17 protein-coding genes are annotated in these 20,383 nt (G+C 67.0%); 9 read left to right on the top strand and 8 right to left on the bottom strand.

The window, feature by feature from the left end; genetic code table 11:
* Nucleotides 1–66 precede the first annotated feature (66 nt).
* Nucleotides 67–1,413: an MFS transporter gene (locus ASPHE3_RS12025; RefSeq protein WP_013601477.1), complete on the top strand. Its 1,347-nt coding sequence runs from the start codon at nt 67–69 to the stop codon at nt 1,411–1,413.
* Here ASPHE3_RS12025 and ASPHE3_RS12020 read toward each other — a convergent pair.
* Nucleotides 1,410–2,144, bottom strand: coding sequence for an IclR family transcriptional regulator (locus tag ASPHE3_RS12020; protein ID WP_013601476.1), 735 nt, complete (start codon nt 2,142–2,144; stop codon nt 1,410–1,412). The two genes, ASPHE3_RS12025 and ASPHE3_RS12020, sit on opposite strands and share 4 nt — an antisense overlap.
* Before the next feature lie 307 nt (nt 2,145–2,451).
* Here ASPHE3_RS12020 and ASPHE3_RS12015 point away from each other — a divergent pair, with 307 nt between their 5' ends.
* The gene (locus ASPHE3_RS12015) at nt 2,452–3,783 is read left to right on the top strand and encodes an MFS transporter (RefSeq protein ID WP_013601475.1); all 1,332 of its coding nucleotides are present in this window, start codon (nt 2,452–2,454) and stop codon (nt 3,781–3,783) included.
* Between the two features lie 127 nt (nt 3,784–3,910).
* On the opposite strand, the gene ASPHE3_RS12010 is transcribed toward ASPHE3_RS12015, so the two are convergent.
* The 3 genes from ASPHE3_RS12010 to ASPHE3_RS12000 form a co-directional block, all read right to left on the bottom strand.
* Complete coding sequence (locus tag ASPHE3_RS12010; protein ID WP_013601474.1) at nt 3,911–4,558, bottom strand: phosphoribosyltransferase; 648 nt, start codon at nt 4,556–4,558, stop codon at nt 3,911–3,913.
* Between the two features lie 25 nt (nt 4,559–4,583).
* Nucleotides 4,584–5,414, bottom strand: coding sequence for an alpha/beta fold hydrolase (locus tag ASPHE3_RS12005; RefSeq protein WP_013601473.1), 831 nt, complete (start codon nt 5,412–5,414; stop codon nt 4,584–4,586).
* Between the two features lie 181 nt (nt 5,415–5,595).
* The gene (locus tag ASPHE3_RS12000) at nt 5,596–6,975 is read right to left on the bottom strand and encodes an amino acid permease (protein WP_013601472.1); all 1,380 of its coding nucleotides are present in this window, start codon (nt 6,973–6,975) and stop codon (nt 5,596–5,598) included.
* A gap of 262 nt (nt 6,976–7,237) precedes the next feature.
* Here ASPHE3_RS12000 and ASPHE3_RS11995 point away from each other — a divergent pair, with 262 nt between their 5' ends.
* From ASPHE3_RS11995 to ASPHE3_RS11975, 5 genes are read left to right on the top strand one after another with little or no spacing between them, the layout of a single operon-like run.
* Nucleotides 7,238–7,948: an NUDIX hydrolase gene (locus ASPHE3_RS11995; RefSeq protein ID WP_013601471.1), complete on the top strand. Its 711-nt coding sequence runs from the start codon at nt 7,238–7,240 to the stop codon at nt 7,946–7,948.
* A complete protein-coding gene (gene nadA, locus ASPHE3_RS11990) occupies nt 7,945–9,249 on the top strand; it encodes a quinolinate synthase NadA (protein ID WP_013601470.1) in 1,305 nt (434 codons plus the stop codon). The genes ASPHE3_RS11995 and nadA overlap by 4 nt, the downstream gene beginning before the upstream one ends.
* Nucleotides 9,249–10,877 carry an L-aspartate oxidase gene (gene nadB / locus ASPHE3_RS11985; protein WP_013601469.1) on the top strand — a complete coding sequence of 543 codons (1,629 nt, stop codon included), beginning with the start codon at nt 9,249–9,251 and terminating at the stop codon, nt 10,875–10,877. Before nadA ends, nadB begins: the two co-directional genes overlap by 1 nt.
* Nucleotides 10,870–11,784: a carboxylating nicotinate-nucleotide diphosphorylase gene (nadC, locus tag ASPHE3_RS11980; RefSeq protein WP_013601468.1), complete on the top strand. Its 915-nt coding sequence runs from the start codon at nt 10,870–10,872 to the stop codon at nt 11,782–11,784. The genes nadB and nadC overlap by 8 nt, the downstream gene beginning before the upstream one ends.
* A 4-nt stretch (nt 11,785–11,788) precedes the next feature.
* Nucleotides 11,789–12,943, top strand: a complete 1,155-nt coding sequence (locus ASPHE3_RS11975; protein WP_013601467.1) for a cysteine desulfurase family protein — start codon at nt 11,789–11,791, stop codon at nt 12,941–12,943.
* Between the two features lie 15 nt (nt 12,944–12,958).
* Here ASPHE3_RS11975 and ASPHE3_RS11970 read toward each other — a convergent pair whose 3' ends face one another.
* The gene (locus ASPHE3_RS11970) at nt 12,959–13,618 is read right to left on the bottom strand and encodes a DUF1684 domain-containing protein (protein ID WP_013601466.1); all 660 of its coding nucleotides are present in this window, start codon (nt 13,616–13,618) and stop codon (nt 12,959–12,961) included.
* A gap of 154 nt (nt 13,619–13,772) precedes the next feature.
* Here ASPHE3_RS11970 and ASPHE3_RS11965 point away from each other — a divergent pair, with 154 nt between their 5' ends.
* Together ASPHE3_RS11965 and ASPHE3_RS11960 are read left to right on the top strand one after the other, a co-directional pair.
* A complete protein-coding gene (locus ASPHE3_RS11965; protein WP_013601465.1) occupies nt 13,773–14,576 on the top strand; it encodes a hypothetical protein in 804 nt (267 codons plus the stop codon).
* Between the two features lie 71 nt (nt 14,577–14,647).
* On the top strand, nt 14,648–15,454 hold the full coding sequence (locus tag ASPHE3_RS11960) for a transglutaminase-like domain-containing protein (RefSeq protein ID WP_013601464.1): 807 nt from the start codon (nt 14,648–14,650) through the stop codon (nt 15,452–15,454).
* On the opposite strand, the gene ASPHE3_RS11955 is transcribed toward ASPHE3_RS11960, so the two are convergent.
* The 3 genes from ASPHE3_RS11955 to ASPHE3_RS11945 form a co-directional block, all read right to left on the bottom strand.
* Entirely contained in the window at nt 15,451–15,930 is a 480-nt protein-coding gene (locus tag ASPHE3_RS11955; protein WP_013601463.1) for a MarR family winged helix-turn-helix transcriptional regulator, read from the bottom strand. The genes ASPHE3_RS11960 and ASPHE3_RS11955 overlap by 4 nt on opposite strands.
* On the bottom strand, nt 15,930–17,039 hold the full coding sequence (locus ASPHE3_RS11950; protein WP_013601462.1) for an LLM class flavin-dependent oxidoreductase: 1,110 nt from the start codon (nt 17,037–17,039) through the stop codon (nt 15,930–15,932). The genes ASPHE3_RS11955 and ASPHE3_RS11950 overlap by 1 nt, the downstream gene beginning before the upstream one ends.
* Before the next feature lie 110 nt (nt 17,040–17,149).
* Entirely contained in the window at nt 17,150–20,383 is a 3,234-nt protein-coding gene (locus ASPHE3_RS11945; RefSeq protein ID WP_013601461.1) for an efflux RND transporter permease subunit, read from the bottom strand.

Here is a 20,383-nt window from a genome sequence, read left to right as displayed (position 1 = left end):
TTGACAGTTACCGGGTTGCGCGCATCGGGAGGAGGGACGATGCGCAGGATATGAGCGAGCCCGGAATTGAACTCACCAACGCAACAAGCCGGCACCCCGGCATCCCGCCCGGCCGAACAACCCGTCCCGTCAGGCCCAGCCTCCTCCGGCAGGTTCGCCCGGCTTCCCCTGCTGGCAGGACGCAGCTTCATCCCCCTGGGACTGTTCGCCAGGCTTCCGCTGGCAATGCTGGCGCTGGGGACGCTCACGCTGGTCACCTCAGTCAGCGGGTCCTATGCCTTGGGCGGCACGGCCGCCGGAGCGGTGGGCATCGGATCGGCCGTGGGAGCGCCTGTCCTGGGCGCCCTCGCCGACCGGAGGGGGCAGCGTCCGATCCTGCTGCTGGCTGCACTTTTTAACACCCTTGCCGTGGTTGCCCTGATCGTGGCGGCCCAAGCCATGGCGGGTCATGGCGGGATACCCGCCATGGTGCTCGCCGCTTCCTTCCTGTCCGGAGCCAGCTGCCCCCAGGTGGGTCCCCTGGCCAGGGTCCGTTGGATGGCTTTGGCTTCCCAAGGTGCGCCGGCGGAACGGAGGCGTGACCTGGACACGGCACTTTCCTATGAGAGCACTGCCGATGAAGTCACCTTTGTCCTGGGACCGGCACTGGTGGGAATCCTTGCCAGCCTCCTGGCGCCCTGGCTGCCACTCGCCCTGGCGGCGGCCATGACGATTCTCCTCGTGCCGGCCTTCGCTGTGCACCCCACGCACCGGGCAGTCCAGATGCACCGGGCAGTCAAACTGCCCGGGGCAATGTCAGGCGGGAACCCCAAAGCAGACGCCATAACTACGGAAGGCGGCAGCCGCCGGCGGGAAATGCTGCCGGCAGCGGTGGCATTGCCGGTGCTCGCAATGGTCTGCATGGGAACATTCTTCGGCTCCACCCAAGCGGCCCTCAGCCCGTTCTCGGCAGGGTTTGCAGGATCGGAGACGGCCGGCCTGCTGTATGCCGTGATGGGTTTGAGCTCCGCGGTGGCAGCGCTGTCCGTTGCCTACTGGCCGGCGCGCTTCAGCCTGTCCTGGCGGTGGATCGTGTGCGCGGGGCTGATGAGCGCCCTGGCGCTGTTGCTGCTCCTGCCGTCCTCGATGCCCGCAATGGTTGCGGTGCTGCTGGCCCTGGGCCTTCCGGTGGGTCCGGTCATGGTCACGGTGTTTGCGGCCGGCGGCACTGTTGCTCCCGCCGGCCGGCTGGGCACCGTCATGACTGCGCTTGCCAGCGGAATCGTGGCCGGTACGGCGGTGGGTTCATTCCTCGGGGGCCAGCTGGCAGAGATGCACGGGTACCAGGCCGCATTCCTTGTTCCTGTCTGTGCTGCTGCCGCGCTCGCGCTCCTGGGCGCGGGAGCCGCCGTCGTTCTTCGCCGCCGGCTTTAAGCGAGCTGCCGCTGGATCCTGCCGGCGCTTTCAACGAGGGCCGCGCCCACCGCGGCAGGGTCATGGGATGACCGGATATAGACGACGGCGAGGGCGGCAGGGCGCCCGCCGGGGACCCTGATGGGCGCAGCGAGAGACGAAACGCCTGCGATGACCTCGTCGTGGCTGGCGGAGTAGCCCGTGCTGCGGGCCTCGGCGGCTTCGGGGCGGTAAGGGATTCCCGTAGCCAGCCGTTCCCATTCCGCCTCGGTGAGGGCGGACTGGATGGCAATACCCGGTGCGCCTGCGTTGATTGGGTGGCGCGTGCCGGGATGCTGCGCCACCGTGGCACCTGAATGGCGCGGCTCCACCGTCAGCAGGGTAATGCAGTCATGGTGGTCCCACACGGCCACGAACGCCGTCATGTCCAGGGTGTTGGCCAGCTGCGTCAGTTCCGGCAGGGCCGCGGCCTGCAGGTTCCGTGACACACCCCGAGCCAGCACCGCCAGTCCCGGGCCTGGCTGGACGCGCCCCGCGTCGTCCCGGACAAGGAGCGAATGGTCCTCGAGGGTCCGGAGGATGCGGTAGGCCACCGAACGGTGCACCCCCATGGCGTCTGCCAGTTCCGCGATGGTCAAGGGGCCGGCGGCCGCTGCCAGGATCTCGAGGGCACGGATTCCACGGGAGAGGGTCTGCGACGGGGAAGCCTGCGCGGGTGCCGCCCCGGCCGGCGCTGCAGCGGTGGGATTCATGGTGTCCATCCTAGGTGGCAGGGGCACGCGGGGTGCCACTCTTGTCAGGCGCCCGGTACGCCGGTAGTGTCCTCAATACGAAACGGCAGTTCAAATATAGAACGCCACGTCGCGCTGGTCCATAAGGCTGCCGCCTCCGGGCCCAAGGGTGGAGCAAAACTCCTGCCGCTTCGGCAGTCGGAATAAAAATTTCAGCAGCCCGTGTTCCGGCTCACATTTTCGTAGTACCCTACTAACTAACTGACCGTTCTGTCGGTAATCCTGAAGGCGTCCCGGCAGCGCTGCTGCCTTAAACAATGGAGTTTCAATGACCACACCTTCCAAGGTGGACACACTCGCCGGTCCCAGTTCCCGGCGGGAGGAGCGCAAGGTCCTCGCCGGCACCCTCGTCGGCACCACCATCGAGTGGTACGACTTCTTCATCTTTGCCCAGCTGACCGCAACGCTGCTGTCACCGCTGTTCCTCGCCCCGCTGAACCAGTCCAACCCCGGACTGGCACAGATCCTTTCGTTTGCGTTGATCGGCATCAGCTTCCTCTTCCGCCCCCTGGGCGCTGTGGTTGCCGGGCACCTTGGTGACCGCCTCGGACGCAAAGCAATGCTGGTCTTCACCCTGGTCATGATGGGCGCCGCCACGGCCCTGATCGGCATGCTGCCCACCTATGCCCAGATAGGCTTCTGGGCGCCGGTCCTCCTGATCACGCTGCGCATCATCCAGGGTTTCTCCGCCGGCGGCGAATGGGGCGGTGCGGCGCTGATGGCCGTTGAACACGCCCCGCTGAACAAGCGCGGACTCTTTGGCGCCTACCCGCAAATCGGAGTGCCCATCGGCATGATCCTTGCCACTGGCCTGCTCTACTTCCTCAACAGCAGCATGCCCAAGGAAGACTTTGCTGCCTGGGGTTGGCGTGTGCCGTTCCTGCTCTCCATCGTCCTGATCGTTGTGGGATACCTGATCCGCCGTGCCGTCGCCGAAAGCCCTGTTTTCCAGGAGATGGCCGCACGGAAGCAGGAAAGCAAGGCGCCCCTGGGGGAGCTGGTCCGCAAGCACAAGAAGCCTGTCCTGTACTCCACCATGATCTTCATCGCGAACAACGCAGCGGGCTACCTGCTGATTGCGTTCTTTATCGCCTACGCCACCAGGACGCTGCAGATGCCTACGCCGCAGGTCCTCCTGGCCACGACCCTGGCATCCTTCGGCTGGCTGATCTTCACCCTTGCCGGCGGCTGGCTCTCGGACCGCATTGGCCGTGTGAAGACCTTCCTGACCGGCTATGCCATCATCTTCGCCTGGATGATCCCGATGTTCGCCCTCATCGACACCAAGAACATCTGGCTTTACGGCCTGGCGCTGTTCGTCCTCACCATCGGACTCGGGCTCTCCTACGGCCCCATGTCCGCTATGTACGCCGAGATGTTCCCGGCGAATGTCCGGTACTCGGGCATCTCCATCGGTTACGCGTTCGGCGCCATCCTGGGCGGTGCCTTCGCGGCGACCATCGCTGAGGCCCTGCTGCAGTCCACCAAGTGGACCGGCTCCATCGGTATCTACATCATGATCCTGTGCGTCATCTCCGCCGTCGGCGTGGTGCTGGCCAAGGAGACGAAGGGCCGTCCGCTGGGCGTCAGCCACCACTAACCAGGGGCCTGAAGCACACGGGCCAGGAAGAACGACGGCGGGCCGGACCATGGCGGTCCGGCCCGCCGTGTGGTGCCGGCTAAGGCAGCGCGACGATACTGCTTCGCGGTGTTACTGCTTGGCGGTGTTACTGCTTCAGCAGGCTGATGGCGTCGTCGTCGGTGAGCTGTTCAAAGTGGCGGTAAAAGCTGCCCACGGCCCGGAACTTGCCCGGCAGGTGCAGGCACAGCACCGCATCGCACACCCGCTCAACAGAGGCCTCCGCGTCAATGGAGCCAACCGGGGCGGCCGCCACGACCGCCGCCGCACCACCCTCCCGGACTGCCTCCACTGCTGCCCTCATAGTGGCTCCAGTGGCCAGTCCGTCATCAACCAGCAGCACGGTTTTCCCGGCGACATCGAGCTCTGCGCCGGGATAGACCTCCACGCGGCGCAGCAGTTCGGTCCGCTCGCGCCGCTCAACGTCGTCGAGCCATTCGGGCCGGACCCCGTGTTCCAGGACGCGGTCCAGCAGGGGCTTGTTGATCAGCCGGACAGTCCGTCCGCCCACCCAGGCCAGGGCGCCGTACGCCGTTTCCTCATGGCCCGGAATTCCCAGCTTCCGGACCAGTACGGTGCCCAGCGGGAGGTGCAGGGCCTTGGCGACGGCGGCCGCCACGGGGATGCCGCCGCGGGCCAGGCCCAGCACCACCGTCTCCGGCCGCTCCCTGAACTGCGTGAGCAAGGCGGCGAGGCGTTCACCGGCCTCCGTGCGGTCTTCGAAAAACGTGCCCATCAGGCTCTCCGGCCGTGCTGCCGGCCTATTCTCCGGCCAGGAACGAGATGGCAGCCTGCTTGAAGGCCCGGCTGGTGACGGCATTCGTATGGTTCCGGCCGGGCAGGATCAGCTGCTCGGCGGCGGAGCCGGCACTGCGCGCCAGTTCAGCCAGCTGCGGAAGGCTGCTAAGCCGGTCATCCTTGTCGCCGGCCACCAGGAGCATGGGCACGTGGGGCACAGCCTCGGAAGGGTCATACGGTTCGGCCTTGATGGCTTCCACCAGGGAAAGCAGCGCGAAGATGTTGTTGCCGGGCAGGAGCAGGGCCATTTTGAGCAGGCTGGCGGTGGATTCATCCTTGATCGGGGTGCCGTCGGCCAGGTAGTCCTGGGCGGCGCGGAGATCGAACTCTGCCAGTGGATCAGAGACGTTGGGGCCGCCCAGAACGAGGCGGTGGACAGTCTCCGGCTGGGTGGCGCCGAACTCCCAGGCCAGCCGGGAGCCCAGCGAATAGCCCACTATGTCCAGGCCGCTGGAAGGGTCGCCGTCCTGCACAGGCCGCACGCCGGCGTCGAACGCTGTCTGCAGCAGGTCTGCCCGGATCCTGCTGGGGGAGTAGGAATCGCGGTCCTCGGGTGCGCCGCTGCGGCCGTGGCCGGGGAGGTCGATGGTGATGACGCGCCGGCCCGCGTCCAGCAGGGCAGCCACCCAGCCCGTGTCCTCCCAGTTGAGCTTGCTGGAGGAGGAGAACCCGTGCACCAGGAGGACCGGCCGGAGCCCGGCATCAGCGGCGGGATCATGCACCGCCACATACAGCTGAGGGTCTGTGCCCTCCACGGTGTGCGCCTGCTGGTGGCCGGTGTGCCTGCCGCTCATGGTGTCAGTCCTCATCAAGTACGGCGCCCGGGCGGGACCCGGCGCTTCGGAACCTCGTGCTTTGGGATTTACTCTACCTGCCGCCGGACCTGCAGCTTCCCAACACAGGCCGCCGCTTTACGCCCTCAACCAGGTAGCAGCAATTGTCGTTATGGAGGCCCAAAACGACACTTGCTGCTACCTAGTTGGGACGGCGGTCGCGGGAGGTCAGCCGGGCACCCACCGCCGAGGCCAGGGCGATCCCCGCGATCAGGGCGAACGTGCTGAACAGCTGCACCCTGCTGCCCTCGGCGCTGAAGCCAACCGCGAAGATCAGGCCCAGGAGGACCAGCCCCAGGATGGTGAGCCCGGGGAAGCCTTTCATCCGGACCGGCAGCGGTAGGCCTGCCCGGTCGGCGCGGCGCCGCAGGATCAGCTGCGAAACAAGCGCACTGCCCCACACCACCAGGCAGGTGGACCCCACCAGTTGGAACAGGGCCGGAAGGATCCGGTCCGGAAACAGCAGCTCCAGCACCGTGGCCACGAATCCAAAGGCTACCGAGACTCCCACTGCCAGCATGGGCACCCCGGCCCGGCCCAGGCGGGACAGGAAGAAGGGGGCCGCCGAGCGCTGCGCCAGGGAGTAGGCCATCCTGGATGCCCCGTACAGGTTTGCGTTCAGCGCCGAGAGGAGCGCCACGACGGCCACCAGGGTGATTGCCGTGCCCGCGCCCGGGATCCGGGCGGCATCCAGCACGCCGGCGAAGGGCGAGGCAAGGCTTTCCGACGTTGCGGGAAGAACGGCCGCGATGACCAGTACAGAGCCGATGTAGAACACCAGGATGCGCCAGACGACGGTCCTTATCGCCTTGGTGACGCTGTGCTCCGGATTTTCCGTTTCTGCTGCCGCCACCGAGACGATTTCGGTGCCGCCGAAAGCGAAGATGACCACGAAAAGTGCGGATGCAATGCCGCCCAGGCCGTGCGGGGCAAAGTCGCTAGTGAGGTTGGACAGGCCCGGCGAGGCCACGTCCGGAAGGACGCCCAGGAGCAGGGCGGCGCCCACGGCCAGGAACAGCACGATTGCGGCGACCTTGAGGATGGCAAACCAGAACTCGAACTCGCCGAAGTTCCGGACGCCCGCAAGGTTGATCCCGGTGAACACGGTCATGAACACCAGCGCCAGGGCCCAGACGGGAACAACCGGCCATACGGAGAAGAGCAGTGCCGCGGCGCCCAGGGCTTCGGCGGCAATCACCACCACCAGCTGGAGCCACCACAGCCAGCCGACGGTGGCCCCGGCGGTTCTGCCAAGGGCGCGTTCGGCGTAGACGGAGAAGGCTCCGCTGTTCGGGTTCGCCGCGGCCATCTCGCCCAGCGCCCACATGACCAGGATGATGAGGGTGCCGGCCACCAGATAAGAGACCAGTACGGCCGGGCCCGCGGCCTGTACACCCGCGCCCGAGCCGAGAAAGAGACCGGCGCCAATGGCGCTGCCCAGCCCCATCATGGTGAGCTGGCGCGGCTTCATGCTGTGGACCAGATGCTGTTTGGGGCGGGCCGTGGTGGACTCCGTTGTCATGTGCCGGGAACCTTCTTGGGGTCTGGTGTGCTGCCTTGTGGGACCTATTGAATTTACCGCCTCTGGGCCCAGGTCCGTGAACCGGCCCCGGTGAGTGCTGCGGGGAAGCGCTTCGGCCGACCCTGCAGCAGGAAAACCTGGGCAGAAACATTTGGCAATTCCGGGCCGGCGGGCCGTAGAATTAGTTTTGGTCAAAGTGACCATAACTAAAGCGGGGCGTCTCCACCGGCGGAGCCCCTCCGGCACCGGAAGGCGGTGGAACGTGTACTCCAGCTCTGCCAACGTGTCCGAGCGCCAGTCGGCACCGCCGTCGCTGGCCATCTCCACCGTCATCTTCGCCCTCCGGCCCAGCGAAAGCTCCGGCCGGCCCACGCTTTGGCTGCCGCTGGTGCGCAGGATCCGCGAGCCCTTCAGGGGCCTGTGGGCGCTGCCGGGCGGGCCGCTGACCCATTCGGAGTCGCTGCAGGACGCGGCATCGCGGAACCTGCGGGAAACCACGGGGCTCGCCCCCAGCTACCTGGAGCAGCTGTACGCCTTCGGCGGGCTGCACCGCTCACCCAGCCAGCGCGTGGTGTCGATCGTCTACTGGGCCCTGGTCCAGCCCACCGAAGCCGCGCTCGCTGACGAGTCCGAGAACGTCCGGTGGTTCCGGGCGGACCGGCTCGGGGAACTGGCCTTCGACCACAACGCGATCGTGGAGTACGCGCTGTGGCGGCTGCGCAACAAGCTGGCCTACGGCTCCGTGGCCTACCACCTGCTGGGGGAGTACTTCACCCTGGCCCAGGTGCGGGAAGTTTACGAGGCCGTGCTGGACCGTGAGCTGGATCCGGCAAACTTCCGCAGGCAGCTCAAATCCACGCCCGAAATAGAAGAGACCGGCGAATACCTCCAGGGCGGCAAGCACCGCCCCCCGCGCCTCTACCGCTTTACCGGCCGGCCCGGCCTTGACCCAGACAACAGGAGCACACTATGAGCAGCGTCAACACAGCCATCCAGCTGATCACGCGCGAGCAGGCCGAAAAAGGCGCGACGGCGAAGGGCAGCACCTGCAGCCCCGCCCTGGCCAAGGGCCCGTGGGACTACGACCTTGCCGAGGCGCTCGCCGGCGTTCCCGCCTACGGCCCCGGTGCCTCCAGCGCAGACGTGGCCCCTGCCGCAACCCCCCGCCAGGGCCAGCTGCCGGAGGAGTACAAGCTGGCCAGCGACGCCGAGCTGGGCGAAAGGATCCTTGCCGCCAAGGCTGCGCTGGGGGACCGCGCCGTCATCCTCGGCCATTTCTACCAGCGCGACGAAGTGATCCAGTACGCGGACTTTGTGGGCGACTCCTTCCAGCTGGCCAACGCGGCACTGACCAGGCCGGACGCGGAAGCGATTGTTTTCTGCGGCGTGCACTTCATGGCGGAGACAGCGGACATCCTCTCCGCGCCCGAACAGGCCGTCATCCTGCCCAACCTCGCGGCCGGCTGCTCCATGGCGGACATGGCGGATGCCGACTCCGTTGCCGAGTGCTGGGAGCAGCTCGAGGAGCTGTACGGTACAGAGCCCGACGCCGAGGGCCGGGTTCCGGTCCTTCCCGTCACCTACATGAATTCCTCCGCTGCCCTGAAGGCTTTCTGCGGTGAGCATGGCGGCATCGTATGCACCTCCTCCAACGCCAGGACGGTGCTTGAGTGGGCGTTCCAGCGGGCCCAGCGCGTACTGTTCTTCCCCGACCAGCACCTGGGCCGGAACACCGCGAAAGCGCTGGGCGTGCCGCTGGAGCAGATGCCCATGTGGAACCCGCGCAAGGACCTGGGCGGCAATGACGAGCAGGCACTGCTCGATTCACGGGTCATCCTGTGGCACGGGTTCTGCTCGGTGCACAAGCGCTTCAGCGTGGCGCAGATCGAGAAGGCCCGCGCCGATTTCCCCGGCGTCCAGGTGATTGTGCACCCGGAGTGCCCCATGGAAGTGGTGGACGCTGCCGATTCGGCCGGCTCCACCGACTTCATCAAGAAAGCCATCGCTGCTGCCACCGAGCCCACCACCTTTGCGATCGGCACCGAGATCAACATGGTGAACCGGCTCGCCGCGGAGTACCCGCAGCACACCATCTTCTGCCTGGACCCCGTGATCTGCCCCTGCTCCACCATGTACCGGATCCATCCCGGCTATTTGGCCTGGGTGCTGGAGGAACTGGTGGCCGGGCGGGTGGTGAACCGCATTACCGTGGCGGACTCCGTCCAGGACAACGCCAGGACTGCCCTCGAGCGCATGCTCGCCGCGAGGCCCTGATGAGCCGCCGGCTGATCGTCGTCGGCAGCGGTATTGCCGGACTCTACGCCGCGCTGCTGGCGGCCGACGCCGGGGCGGAGGTGGTGCTGCTGACCAAGGGAGGCCTGGATGACAGCAACACCTGGTACGCGCAGGGCGGCATCTCAGCCGTCCTGGCCAACCCTGCCCCCGGTGACACCGTTGCGGACCACATCGCAGACACCCTGCGCGCCGGAGCCGGCCACTGCAATGCCGAAGCCGTAAGGCTGATGTGCACGGAGGCCCGGGAGGACATCGCCGGGCTGCAGCGGCTTGGCGTGGACTTTGACCTGAAGTCCGACGGCGGTCCGGCCTTGGGGCTGGAAGCGGCCCATTCGGCACCCCGCATCCTCCACGCCGGAGGCGACGCCACCGGCGCCAGGGTGGCGCAGTCGCTGATCCGTTCAGTACTGGCGCGCCAGGAGGAGGGCAGCATCACGCTCCTGATGGACGCGCAGGCCACCGCCCTGCAAAAATCCGGCGGCAGTGTCAATGGCGTGCACTACCTCCAGGACGGCCGGATGCTCACGGTGCAGGGGGGCGCGGTGCTGCTCGCCACCGGGGGAGCAGGCCAGCTCTTCGCCCAGACCACCAACCCTGCGGTGGCCACCGCCGACGGCCTGGCGCTCGCCGTGCGGGCCGGCGCAGCACTGGCAGACCTTGAATTCTTCCAGTTCCACCCCACCTGCCTGGCGCTGGGCACTGATGCGGCCGCCGGCGAAGCGAGCCCGGATCCGCTGCTGATCTCAGAAGCAGTCCGCGGCGAAGGCGCCATCCTGCTCGACGCCGGCGGCCGGCGCTTCATGACTGCCTACCACCGGGACGCGGAGCTGGCCCCCCGCGACGTAGTGTCCCGCAGCATCGCCCTGCACCTGGCCAAACTCGGCAACCCCAACGGCCATGTGTACCTGGATGCACGGGTCATCGAACAGGCCAAGGGGCCAGGCTTCCTGGCCAAACGCTTCCCCACCCTTACCCTTCGGACCCGTGAAGCAGGTTTCGACTGGACCCGCGAACCGGTGCCGGTAGCCCCGGCCGCGCACTACTGGATGGGCGGAGTACTCACCGACCTGCACGCCAGGACCAGCGTCCCCGGACTCTACGCCGCCGGCGAAGTCGCATGCACCGGCGTCCAAGGCGCAAACCGGCTGGCCAGCAACTCCCTCCTGGAGGGACTCGTCTTCGGCCGGCGCGCAGTCGAAGACTTCCTGGAAGGCAGCCCCGCGGTTCCCTCGGCGCCTGCGCTCGATGCGCCGGAAGCCGGTACAGGTACCCAACCCATCGGACGCTCCACCGCTCAACCCGAGCCGTTTTCGCGTGGTGCCCTCCAGCGGCTGATGACTGCCAAGGCCGGCGTGCTTCGCAGTGGCGCCCTGCTGCGGGAGGCGGCGCAAACCCTTGACCGGTGGGCCGCCGTCGTCCGTCCCCATGCTGTTCCCGCCGCTACCGCACACCCCATGGTGCACGAGGACCGCAACCTGCTGCTTGCCGCCCAACTGCTGGTTGCGGCAGCCCTGAACCGCGCTGAATCCCTCGGCGCCCATTACCGCAGCGATGAACCCGAAGAGACCATTGCCCTCCGCCCGAAAGCGAGCCTTCTCCATGACTGACAACGCCCTGATCGAACCGGTAGCCGCGGGCCGCCGTGTGGACCTGGCGCTGCCGTCGGCTCCCGTACGCGAGATTTTGGAACGGGCCTTTGCCGAGGACGCCCCGGCCGGAGACATTACCTCCCAGCTGCTGATCCCCGCCGAAGCCCGCGCCACCGCGGCCCTGAACGCGCGCGTGGCCGGCGTCTTCAGCGGGGCCACGGTGTTCCGGGATGCCATGCTGCTGGTGGACCCGGAAACGGAGGTGGAACTGCTGCTTGCGGACGGGGACACGTTCGAGGCCGGCACCCACCTCGCGCGGGTCAGCGGACGGGCCAGGTCTGTCCTCCTTGCGGAACGGGTGGCCCTCAACCTGGTCCAGCGGATGTCTGCCATTGCCACCAAGACCCATGAATTCGTCCGGCTGGCAGCGGGAACATCCGCCAGGATCACCGACACCCGGAAAACCACTCCCGGGCTGCGGATCCTGGAACGGTTCGCCGTGCGCTGCGGCGGCGGCGCCAACCACCGGTACAGCCTCTCCGACGCCGTCCTGGCCAAGGACAACCACTTGGCCGTCATGACCGGCGGTGACCCGGCCAGGCTGACCGGACTGCTCCTGGCAGCCAAGGCACAGCTAGGACACACTACCCACTTCGAGGTCGAAGTGGACCGCATGGACCAGATCGAGCCCGTCCTGGCAGCCGGCGTGGACACCATCATGCTGGACAACTTCACCCTGGATGAATTGCGCGCCGGGGTTGCCCTGGTGGCAGGACGTGCGCGGGTGGAGGCCAGCGGCAACGTGAACCTGGGAACAGTGGCAGGGATTGCCGCCACCGGGGTGGATGTCATCTCTGTGGGTGCCCTCACCCACAGCGTGGCTGCCCTGGACCTCGGCCTGGATGTGGAACTGACAGCCGGGTGACGCCATGATCTTCCTTGATGCTGCCGCCACCACCCCGGTCCGCCGTGAGGTGCTGGACGCCATGTGGCCCTACCTGACAGGGGACTTCGGGAACCCCTCCAGCCACCACACGCTGGGAGAATCGGCCGCCAGCGCGCTCGCCGGGGCCCGGGCATCGGTGGCCGCCGTCCTGGGTTGCAGGCCCGGTGAAGTGACCTTCACGTCCGGCGGAACAGAAGCGGACAACCTGGCCGTCAAAGGCATCGCCCTTGCCCGGCAGGCTGCGGACCCGCAGCTGAACCGCGTGGTGATCAGCGCCGTCGAACATCCCGCGGTGGAGGAATCCGCACGCTACCTGGAACGCTTCCACGGGTTCAGTATCGACGTGGTGCCGGTGGACGGCACAGGACTGGTGACGCCGGAAGCACTCCTCGCCGTGCTGCGCCCCGAAACGGCGCTGGTCAGCATCATGTATGCCAACAATGAAGTGGGGACCGTCCAGCCGGTTGCCGGGCTGGCCGCCATCGCCCACCGGCAGGGGGTCCCTTTCCATACCGACGCGGTCCAGGCTGCGGGCTGGCTGCCGCTGGACAGCAAGGCGCTGGGCGTGGACGCGATGAGCATTTCCGGCCACAAGCTGGGGGCGCCCAAGGGCTGCGGCGTGCTCTTCGTCCGGGGCCGCACCCGGTTGGAGCCGCTGGTCCACGGCGGCGGGCAGGAACGCGGGCGCAGGTCCGGGACGGAGAACGTGGCCGGAGCTGTGGGGCTGGCCACCGCACTGACGCTTGCCCAGGCACACCAGGAGGAAGAACGACGGCGGGTGGCGGCACTGCGCGACGCGTTCGTGGACGCCGTGCTCACCACGGTCCCGGACTCGGTCCTCACCGGACATCGCCAGGAGCGGCTGCCCTCCGTGGCGTCCTTCTGCTTCCCGGGGACGAGCGGGGAGTCGGTGCTGCTGGAACTGGAGCGGCAGGGCGTGGTGTGTTCCAGCGGTTCAGCCTGCGCGGCCGGCTCGGATGCGCCGTCCCCTGTCCTCACGGCCATGGGCTATGACCCGGAAGTGGCGCAGACAGCCATCCGCTTCAGCTTCGACTCCACGGTAACCCGGGAAGACCTCCACACCGCTGCCGTGGCCGTGCGCCGGGCCGTGGAGAGCGTGCGGGCCCTGGGCGCCTAGCGCCCGCAGACACCGTCAGTAAAGCTCTCCAACGGGGATATCCACGGCCAGCCGGTTGGACGGTCCCGGCAGCGGGCACGCCCAAGCCTCGTTGTAGGCGCAGGACGGGTTGTACGCAAAGTTGAAGTCCAGGACAAAGCTTGCCCCCGGCCCTGTCCCGTTGACGCCGTGGAAAGCTCCCTTGATGGTGTCCAGCAGGTACCGGCCCGCACCGTAGCTTCCGCCGGGCTGGTTTGCCGTCGCGTCGCGGAAGGGTACAAAGATGCCGCCGCCGTAGCCCCGCAGCTTCCACACAGCAAGCTGCCCCATTTCGGGAAGGTCGAACGTGCCCAGCCTGACGAAGTTCACCACGCCGTCGGTCCCGGTTTCCACGCTCATTTCCCGGCCGGCACCTTCCTTGGTCAGCGGGATGTGGAAACGGTAGATCGGATCGTAGTCGGCCGTCTTCAAACCGGCGAAGCGCGCCTTGTCCTCGGAGGTCAGCGGGGAGGCGGGGTGGGTGGCGAACATGAGGTCCCGCTGGTGGCGCCAATACAGATGTGCTTCCGCCGGATTCTCTGCCGAGATTTTGCGGACGTTGGCGTATATGGCAAAGGTCCGGAGCCGCCAGTCGGCGATGTCGACGGCGGAAATGTCCGCCAAATCTTCTTCGGCCGTTCCGTGGTGGGCTTCCATACGCACCAGCCTAGTCCCCGGGGCCGAAGTTGCACGTCCGACGGCGACACGGCGGCTTGGTGCCGCCGCCTGGTTCGGCAGCAGGGCTGGGAAACGCCGTGCCGGGACTGCATCTGACCTGCACCGGCGCCGTTAGGCTGGCTGCATGAGAGGGATGCCAGCACCGAAGATCCTGTCCGGGCTGTCCGTGCTCCTGGGCGCTGCGTTCCTGGCGGGGTGCTCGGCACCCCCGGCCAGCGGCCCGGAATGGACGGCGCAGCCTGGTTCTTCCAGTAGTCCGGCGGGCACGGCCGGCCAGCCCGAAACCGCCGGACCAGCTGCGACTTCTCCCGGTGCTGCGCCGGGTCCCACCGGTTCCGCCGGCGCGGGTCCCGGAGCCACGGCATCGGCCTGGAAAACCTTCTCTGACCCCGCGAAGACCGTGAGTTTTGAGCTGCCGCAGGACTGGATTGCGCAGGCAGTGGCACCGGAGGAGGGCACCCTGCCCGGCGCGTTGAAGATTGAGGTGAAGAAGCCCGACGGCACGTTCATGGGGGCACTCCGGACGGGACTCCCGCCGTCGTCCGCGGACTGCCCGGAAGGTGCGCGGCGGCCGTACACAGTGATCAGCAGCGTTCCGGTGGAACTGTCCGCCGAAGGCGGGGAGGGAACGATCGAGCCCCGGGTAGTCTTTCGGGTCATCCAGGGTTACCGCTACTTCGGCTCCTACGGCGTCACGAACATGGTGGGCGGGGCGGACGGGCAGGCCTGCGAGCTGCGGAACATAGTCCGTGGACCGGCGGGCAAGGGCGACTACTCCTTCGGCGACCTGGTTTCGCTGAAGGCCTATGCGCCGGACGAAAAGGTGGCGCCCGCCAAGGCCTTCGACAACCTGGACCAGGCAGCGCGGTATGTCAAGGAGGGCAGCGACTTCGCGAACGTCCAGCGGATGCTAATGTCTCTGGAGATCAAAAACTAGTCCCGCTGCCGGCCCACATCTTTGGCCGGGACACGCGGCGGCTTCCTTCCCGCCGACACCCCCGGAGAGTCATGGAACGCACCGTTTCCGCACGCCTGGTTTTCAGGACCACAGCCAACACCAAGGTGGCCATGGCCATCGCCGCGGCCAGGAACTCCGGCTACTCCTCCTTCGAGGAGAACCTGTCCATCGCGGCGGACGGCGAACAGGTCACGGCCTGTGAGGTACCGGACCACCACGGCGGCCGGCTGCATTACATGGAGTTCGCGGAACCGGCCGAGGTAACCGTGGAGTATTCCGCCACCGTGGCAGGGAAGGCGGTGCCGGAGGAAGCAGGGCTGGCGGACCGCATCCGCTACGTCCGGCCCAGCCGGTATGCAGAGTCGGACCGCCTCCTGCCCACGGCCTATGCGGAATTCGAGGGGGTCCACGGCGGCGCGCTGCTGCACGCCGTGCGGAACTGGGTCAACGGTGAATTGAGGTACATCAGCGGCTCCTCACGCGGCACGGATGGCGCCGTGGAGACTCTCCTCAGCCGGCGCGGCGTGTGCCGGGACTTTGCCCACCTTGCCATCGCACTGCTCAGGTCCAAGGACATCCCCGCCCGCCTGGCTGCGGTTTATGCGCCGGGTCTGAGCCCGATGGACTTCCACGCCGTTGCAGAAGCCTATGTGGAAGGCGCCTGGCATGTCATCGATCCCACGGGGCTCGCCCCCCGGGAATCGATGCTGCGGATCACGGCCGGACGGGATTCCGCAGATACGGCATTCCTGTCCACCGTCGGGGGAAGCCTGACCCTGAACCAGCTCCGCGTTACTGCCGTGGTCAACGGCACGCTGCCGCAGGAGGACCCGGCCAGCCTGGTGGCGCTGGGCTAGCGGGATTCCTGCCGGGGCAGTGCGCCAAGGGAACCCCTCAACTTGGTGGTAAGCCTCATGAGTTCCTTTTGTTCCGCCGGCGTCAGGGCAGGGCCCATGAGCGAGGAGATGTCGCGCACGTGTTCGCGCCCGATCTCCTTCTGCAGGTCCCGGCCCTCGTCCGTCAGCCTGAGCAGGACGCCGCGGCCGTCCTCCGGCGCCTGCCTCCTCTCCACGAGCCCGCGTTTCTCCAGCCTTTCCACCAGCCGGCTGAGGCTGGACTGGCTGAGCAGGACGTTGTCATTGAGCTCGTTGAGGCGCAGCCAGCCGGTGGGGCACCGCGAGAGCGTAAACAGGACGTCGTACTCGTTCAGTGCGAGCTTCCGGAAGGCGGGGCCGGACTGCAGCTTGCGCATCACGGCCACCTGCGCGCGGAACAGCGACTCCCAGGTCTCCGCGGCCAGGCGGACCGGAGACTCCGCGCCCTTGCCGGCCATCACGCCTCCACGGGAGATTTCTCAGCATCCCGGGCGGCGAGTGCTGCGGCAACCCGGTTTGCGTGGGTGGGCGGCTCCGGAACATGGGCGGGCTTGCGGGCGGCGTACTCCTTGCGCAGGACGGGGAGTACTTCCTCGCCGAACAGGTCCAGCTGCTCCAGGACCGTCTTCAGCGGCAGCCCCGCGTGGTCGATCAGGAACAGCTGCCGCTGGTAGTCGCCGAAGTACTCCCGGAATGTGAGGGTCTTTTCGATCACTTCCTGCGGGCTGCCCACCGTCAGCGGTGTCTGGGAGGTGAAGTCCTCCAGTGACGGCCCGTGGCCGTAGACCGGCGCATTATCGAAGTAGGGCCGGAACTCCTTCACGGCGTCCTGCGAGTTCTTCCGCATGAAGAACTGTCCGCCCAGTCCCACGATCGCCTGGTCTGCCTTGCCGTGGCCGTAGTGCTCGTAGCGCTCCCGGTAGAGGCCGATCAGCTGCTGGTAGTGCTCCTTCGGCCAGAAGATGTTGTTGGCAAAGAAACCGTCACCGAAGTAGGCGGCCACCTCGGCGATCTGGGGCGTGCGGATGGAGCCGTGCCACACAAAGGGGGCCACGTCGTCGAGCGGGCGGGGGGTGGACGTGAAGTTCTGCAGCGGCGTGCGGAACTTGCCGGACCAGTTCACCGTGTCCTCGTCCCACAGCTTGCGCAGCAGGCTGTAGTTTTCGATGGCCAGCTCCACGCCGTCCTGGATGTTCTTGCCGAACCAGGGGTAAACGGGTGCGGTGTTGCCGCGGCCCAGGACCAGGTCAACGCGGCCGTCGGCCAGGTGCTGGAGCATTGCGAAATCCTCGGCGATCTTGACGGGGTCGTTCGTCGTGATCAGCGTGGTGGCCGTGGACAGGATGATGCGCTCTGTCTGGGCGGCGATGTAGGCGAGGGTTGTGGTGGGGGAGGAAGAGAAGAAAGGCCGGTTGTGGTGCTCGCCCAAGGCGTAGACATCCATGCCGATTTCCTCGACCTTTTTGGCGATGGCCACCGAGGCTTTGATGCGCTCGTGCTCGGTGGGGGTACGGCCCGTGGTCGGGTCCGTGGTGATGTCACTGACGCTGAAAACACCGATCTGCATGATGTGCCTTTCCGTTCCTGGACTGCTGGCTTGCTCCCAGTGTAGTCCAATGTAGATGCATTTGCATCTATCGACGGGTACAACGCAGCCGCGGCGGAATTATTCCGGTGTTACTCGGGGCTTCCGGGGGCAGCGCGGCGGCCGCTGGTCTTGGGCACCATCCCGGTGGTCCAGTCCCGGAACTCCTCATCGACGTCGGCCCCGGGCCCGAATTCCGGCCGTGCCTGCAGCTCCCGGAGCAGCGCCTTCCTCTCGCGGCGGCCCTCCACCAGCCGGTACAGGACCGGTACCAGGACCAGCGTCAGGGCGGTGGAGGAAATGAGCCCTCCGATGACCACCACGGCAAGCGGCTGCGAAATAAAGCCACCGCCCCCCGTGAGGCCGAGCGCCATGGGCGTCAGGGCAAACACGGTTGCCAGGGCCGTCATCAGGATAGGACGAAGGCGCTGTCTCGAGCCGTGGGTGATGGCATCCGCCACGGTCATGCCCGGACGCCCGTCCCGTGGCTGCCGGTACTGGTTGATGAGGTCGATGAGCACGATTGCGTTGGTTACCACGATGCCCACCAGCATCAGCATGCCGATCAGCGACGGCAGTCCCAACGGCACGCCGGTGACCAGGAGCAGCGCCACCGCGCCGGTGGCGGCGAACGGGACCGAGACCAGCAGGATCAGGGGTTGGATGAGGGACTTGAACGTGGCCACCATGATGACGTAGACGATGGCGATCGCGGCCAGCAGCGCCAGTCCCAGCTGCTGGAAGGACTCCTGCTGCTGGGTGGTGGCGCCGCCGATTTCAGCGGTCACGCCCGGCGGGAGCTGGACGTCAGCCAGCCGCTTCTGCACTTCGGCGTTCACCGCCCCCAAGTTGGACCCCGACGGCGTGACGGAGACCCGCGCGGTGCGCTGGCCGTTGCTGGCGGTGATGGACACCGGCACGTCAACCTGTTCCACCGAGGCGATGCTGCCCAGCGTCACCGGGCCACCTGCCGCAGGGAGCGGGATGCGGCGGACCGCCTCGATGCTGGTGAAGCGGGTGCCCTGGCCGATCTGGACGGGGAAGTCATCGGTATCGATCCTTACTTCGCCGGCCGGGATGGGGCTGATGGTGGAGGCGAGCACCCCTGCCACCTGTTCCTCGTTCAGCCCGGCGGCCACCGCCTTGGCCCTGTCAACCTTGACCTGGACAACGGGCTGGCTGGCAGCGAGGTTGGTCTCCACCTCGCTGGTTCCCGGCACGCCGGTCATTGCCTCCACCATGGTGTCGCTGGCTTCCCGGAGGTCGTCGGTGCTGGCGGCCTTGAGCGTGATATCCACCGTGGATGATGTGCCGAAGCCGCCCTGCTGGGTACCTACCGAGACTTTCCCGGAGTCCGGTACCTGGGACAGTTCGCTCCGAACAGTATTTTGCAGCTCCTCCTGGTCCGCCTTTTCATCGGTGACAACCGTGAAGGTGGAGTTTGAGGATCCGGTTGAGGTGAGGGCGGCGAACCCGGCCTGGGCGTTGCCGGATGTCACCTGGACATCCTTGATGCCCTCGATGCCGCGGAGCACCTCTTCCAGCCGGACGGCTGCCGCGCTGGTGTCCGCGAGGCTGGTGCCGGCGGGCAGCACCTGGCGGACGGTCAGGCTGTTCTGGCCGGAGTTGCCCAGCAGGTTGGTGGCGAGCAGCGGCGTCATGGCTGCGGTGGCACCCAGCACCAGGACGGCGGCAACCAGCGTCACCACAGGATGCTTCTGTGTCCTGGTGAGGATGGGGAGGTAGCCGCGCTGGAGCCTGCTTTTCTGTTCAGCCTCCAGCGCCTTCGCGCGGGCTTCGGCAGCGCTCAGGCGCGCGGCAGCGGAGCCGTCAGGGCTTGAGCCGGAAACGGCGGCGGTGTTCTTCAGGAACCAGTAGGCCAGGACCGGGACGATGGTCAGCGAGACCAGGAGCGAGGCCAGCAGCGCCATGGTGACGGTGAGGGCAAACGGCCTGAAAAGTTCGCCGGCCAGCTCACCCACGAACGCGATGGGGAGGAAAACCGCCACGGTGGTCAGCGTGGACGCGGTGATGGCCCCCGCCACTTCCCTGATGGCGGTCAGGATTGCGGTGACCTTGTCCTCGCCGTAACTGAGGTGCCGCTTGATGTTCTCGATCACCACGATCGAGTCGTCCACCACACGGCCGATGGCTATGGTCAGCGCGCCCAGCGTGAGGATGTTCAGGGAGTATCCGGTGGCGGACAGTCCGATGAAGGTAATCAGGAGCGAGAGCGGAATGGAAACCGCCGTCACCAGGGTGGAACGCGTGGACATCAGGAAGACCAGGATCACCGCAACGGCGAAGCCCAGGCCCAGCAGGCCCTCGGTGGTCAGGTCCTTGATCGACTTTTCAATAAAGGGGGCCTGGTCGAACACCGGCGTGAACTTGGCATTCGAACCCAGTTCCGCCTCAAGTTCATCGAGGCTGTCCTTCACCGCGTGCGAGATGGCCACGGTGTCGCCCTCTGGTTTCTTGGTGACGGACACAGCGAGGGTTTCCGCCCCGTTGGTGCGGGTAATGGAGGTGCGTTCATCGTCCTTCAGGGACACATCCGCCACGCTGCCGATCGTGGCCGCGTTCTTTGCGCCGGACAGGGGCAGCGCCCGGATCGCGTCCAGTGAATCCACCGGGCTGCCGATCTGCAGCGACAACGTCTTCCCCTGCTCCTCCAGCGTGCCTGCCGGGATCAGCGCCCCGTTGTTGCCCAGTGCATCCCGGATGGACGTGAGGGTGGCTCCGGCCGCCGCCATCGCATCGGTGCGGGGAAGGATCTCGATGTGCTGGGAGGCCCCGCCGGTCACGTCCGCGCCCCGCACGCCGTCGATCTTCTGCAGCCTGGGCACGCTCAGCCGCTGGAGGTCTGCGTTCAGTTCGCTGAGCGGCTTGTCCGAGGACACGGCCAGGAACACGATGGGGAAATCGCTGATGCTCCCGGCGATGGCCTGCGGCTGGACATCCTCCGGCAGGGTCCGCTTGGCGTTGGAGATGGCGCGGTCGATCTGGTTCCGTGCCCGGTCCAGGTTCGCGCCGTAAGTGAACACCATCGTGATCTGGGAAACGCCGTTGCGGGACGTGGAGGAGGTGGATTCCAGCCCCTCCACGCCGTTCAACGCGGTCTCCAGCGGCCCGCTCACCTGCTTGTCCACCACCTCCGGGGAGGCCCCGGGCATGGCGGTCAGCACCGTGATCTGGGGGAACTCGATGGATGGGATGAGTTCCTGCTTCAGCGATGTCATGGTGATGACACCAAAGACGGAGGCGAAGACTGTGATCAGTGCGATCAGTGCCCGGTTCGCAAGTGAAAGTTGTGCCAGCCGGAACAT

This window comes from Pseudarthrobacter phenanthrenivorans Sphe3, from assembly GCF_000189535.1.
Lineage (GTDB): Bacteria > Actinomycetota > Actinomycetes > Actinomycetales > Micrococcaceae > Arthrobacter > Arthrobacter phenanthrenivorans.
The sequence above is the reverse complement of the archived record's forward strand: the minus strand, read 5'-3'. Positions and strand labels throughout refer to the sequence as shown.

Bases quoted from the DNA above. Each gene is read 5' to 3' on its own strand.
- ASPHE3_RS12020 (WP_013601476.1), bottom strand. From the start codon at position 2,144: ATGAATCCCACCGCTGCAGCGCCGGCCGGGGCGGCACCCGCGCAGGCT.
- ASPHE3_RS12015 (WP_013601475.1), top strand. From the start codon at position 2,452: ATGACCACACCTTCCAAGGTGGACACACTCGCCGGTCCCAGTTCCCGG.
- ASPHE3_RS12010 (WP_013601474.1), bottom strand. From the start codon at position 4,558: ATGGGCACGTTTTTCGAAGACCGCACGGAGGCCGGTGAACGCCTCGCC.
- ASPHE3_RS12005 (WP_013601473.1), bottom strand. From the start codon at position 5,414: ATGAGCGGCAGGCACACCGGCCACCAGCAGGCGCACACCGTGGAGGGC.
- ASPHE3_RS12000 (WP_013601472.1), bottom strand. From the start codon at position 6,975: ATGACAACGGAGTCCACCACGGCCCGCCCCAAACAGCATCTGGTCCAC.
- nadA (WP_013601470.1), top strand. From the start codon at position 7,945: ATGAGCAGCGTCAACACAGCCATCCAGCTGATCACGCGCGAGCAGGCC.
- nadB (WP_013601469.1), top strand. From the start codon at position 9,249: ATGAGCCGCCGGCTGATCGTCGTCGGCAGCGGTATTGCCGGACTCTAC.
- nadC (WP_013601468.1), top strand. From the start codon at position 10,870: ATGACTGACAACGCCCTGATCGAACCGGTAGCCGCGGGCCGCCGTGTG.
- ASPHE3_RS11975 (WP_013601467.1), top strand. From the start codon at position 11,789: ATGATCTTCCTTGATGCTGCCGCCACCACCCCGGTCCGCCGTGAGGTG.
- ASPHE3_RS11970 (WP_013601466.1), bottom strand. From the start codon at position 13,618: ATGGAAGCCCACCACGGAACGGCCGAAGAAGATTTGGCGGACATTTCC.
- ASPHE3_RS11965 (WP_013601465.1), top strand. From the start codon at position 13,773: ATGCCAGCACCGAAGATCCTGTCCGGGCTGTCCGTGCTCCTGGGCGCT.
- ASPHE3_RS11960 (WP_013601464.1), top strand. From the start codon at position 14,648: ATGGAACGCACCGTTTCCGCACGCCTGGTTTTCAGGACCACAGCCAAC.
- ASPHE3_RS11955 (WP_013601463.1), bottom strand. From the start codon at position 15,930: ATGGCCGGCAAGGGCGCGGAGTCTCCGGTCCGCCTGGCCGCGGAGACC.
- ASPHE3_RS11950 (WP_013601462.1), bottom strand. From the start codon at position 17,039: ATGCAGATCGGTGTTTTCAGCGTCAGTGACATCACCACGGACCCGACC.
- ASPHE3_RS11945 (WP_013601461.1), bottom strand. From the start codon at position 20,383: ATGTTCCGGCTGGCACAACTTTCACTTGCGAACCGGGCACTGATCGCA.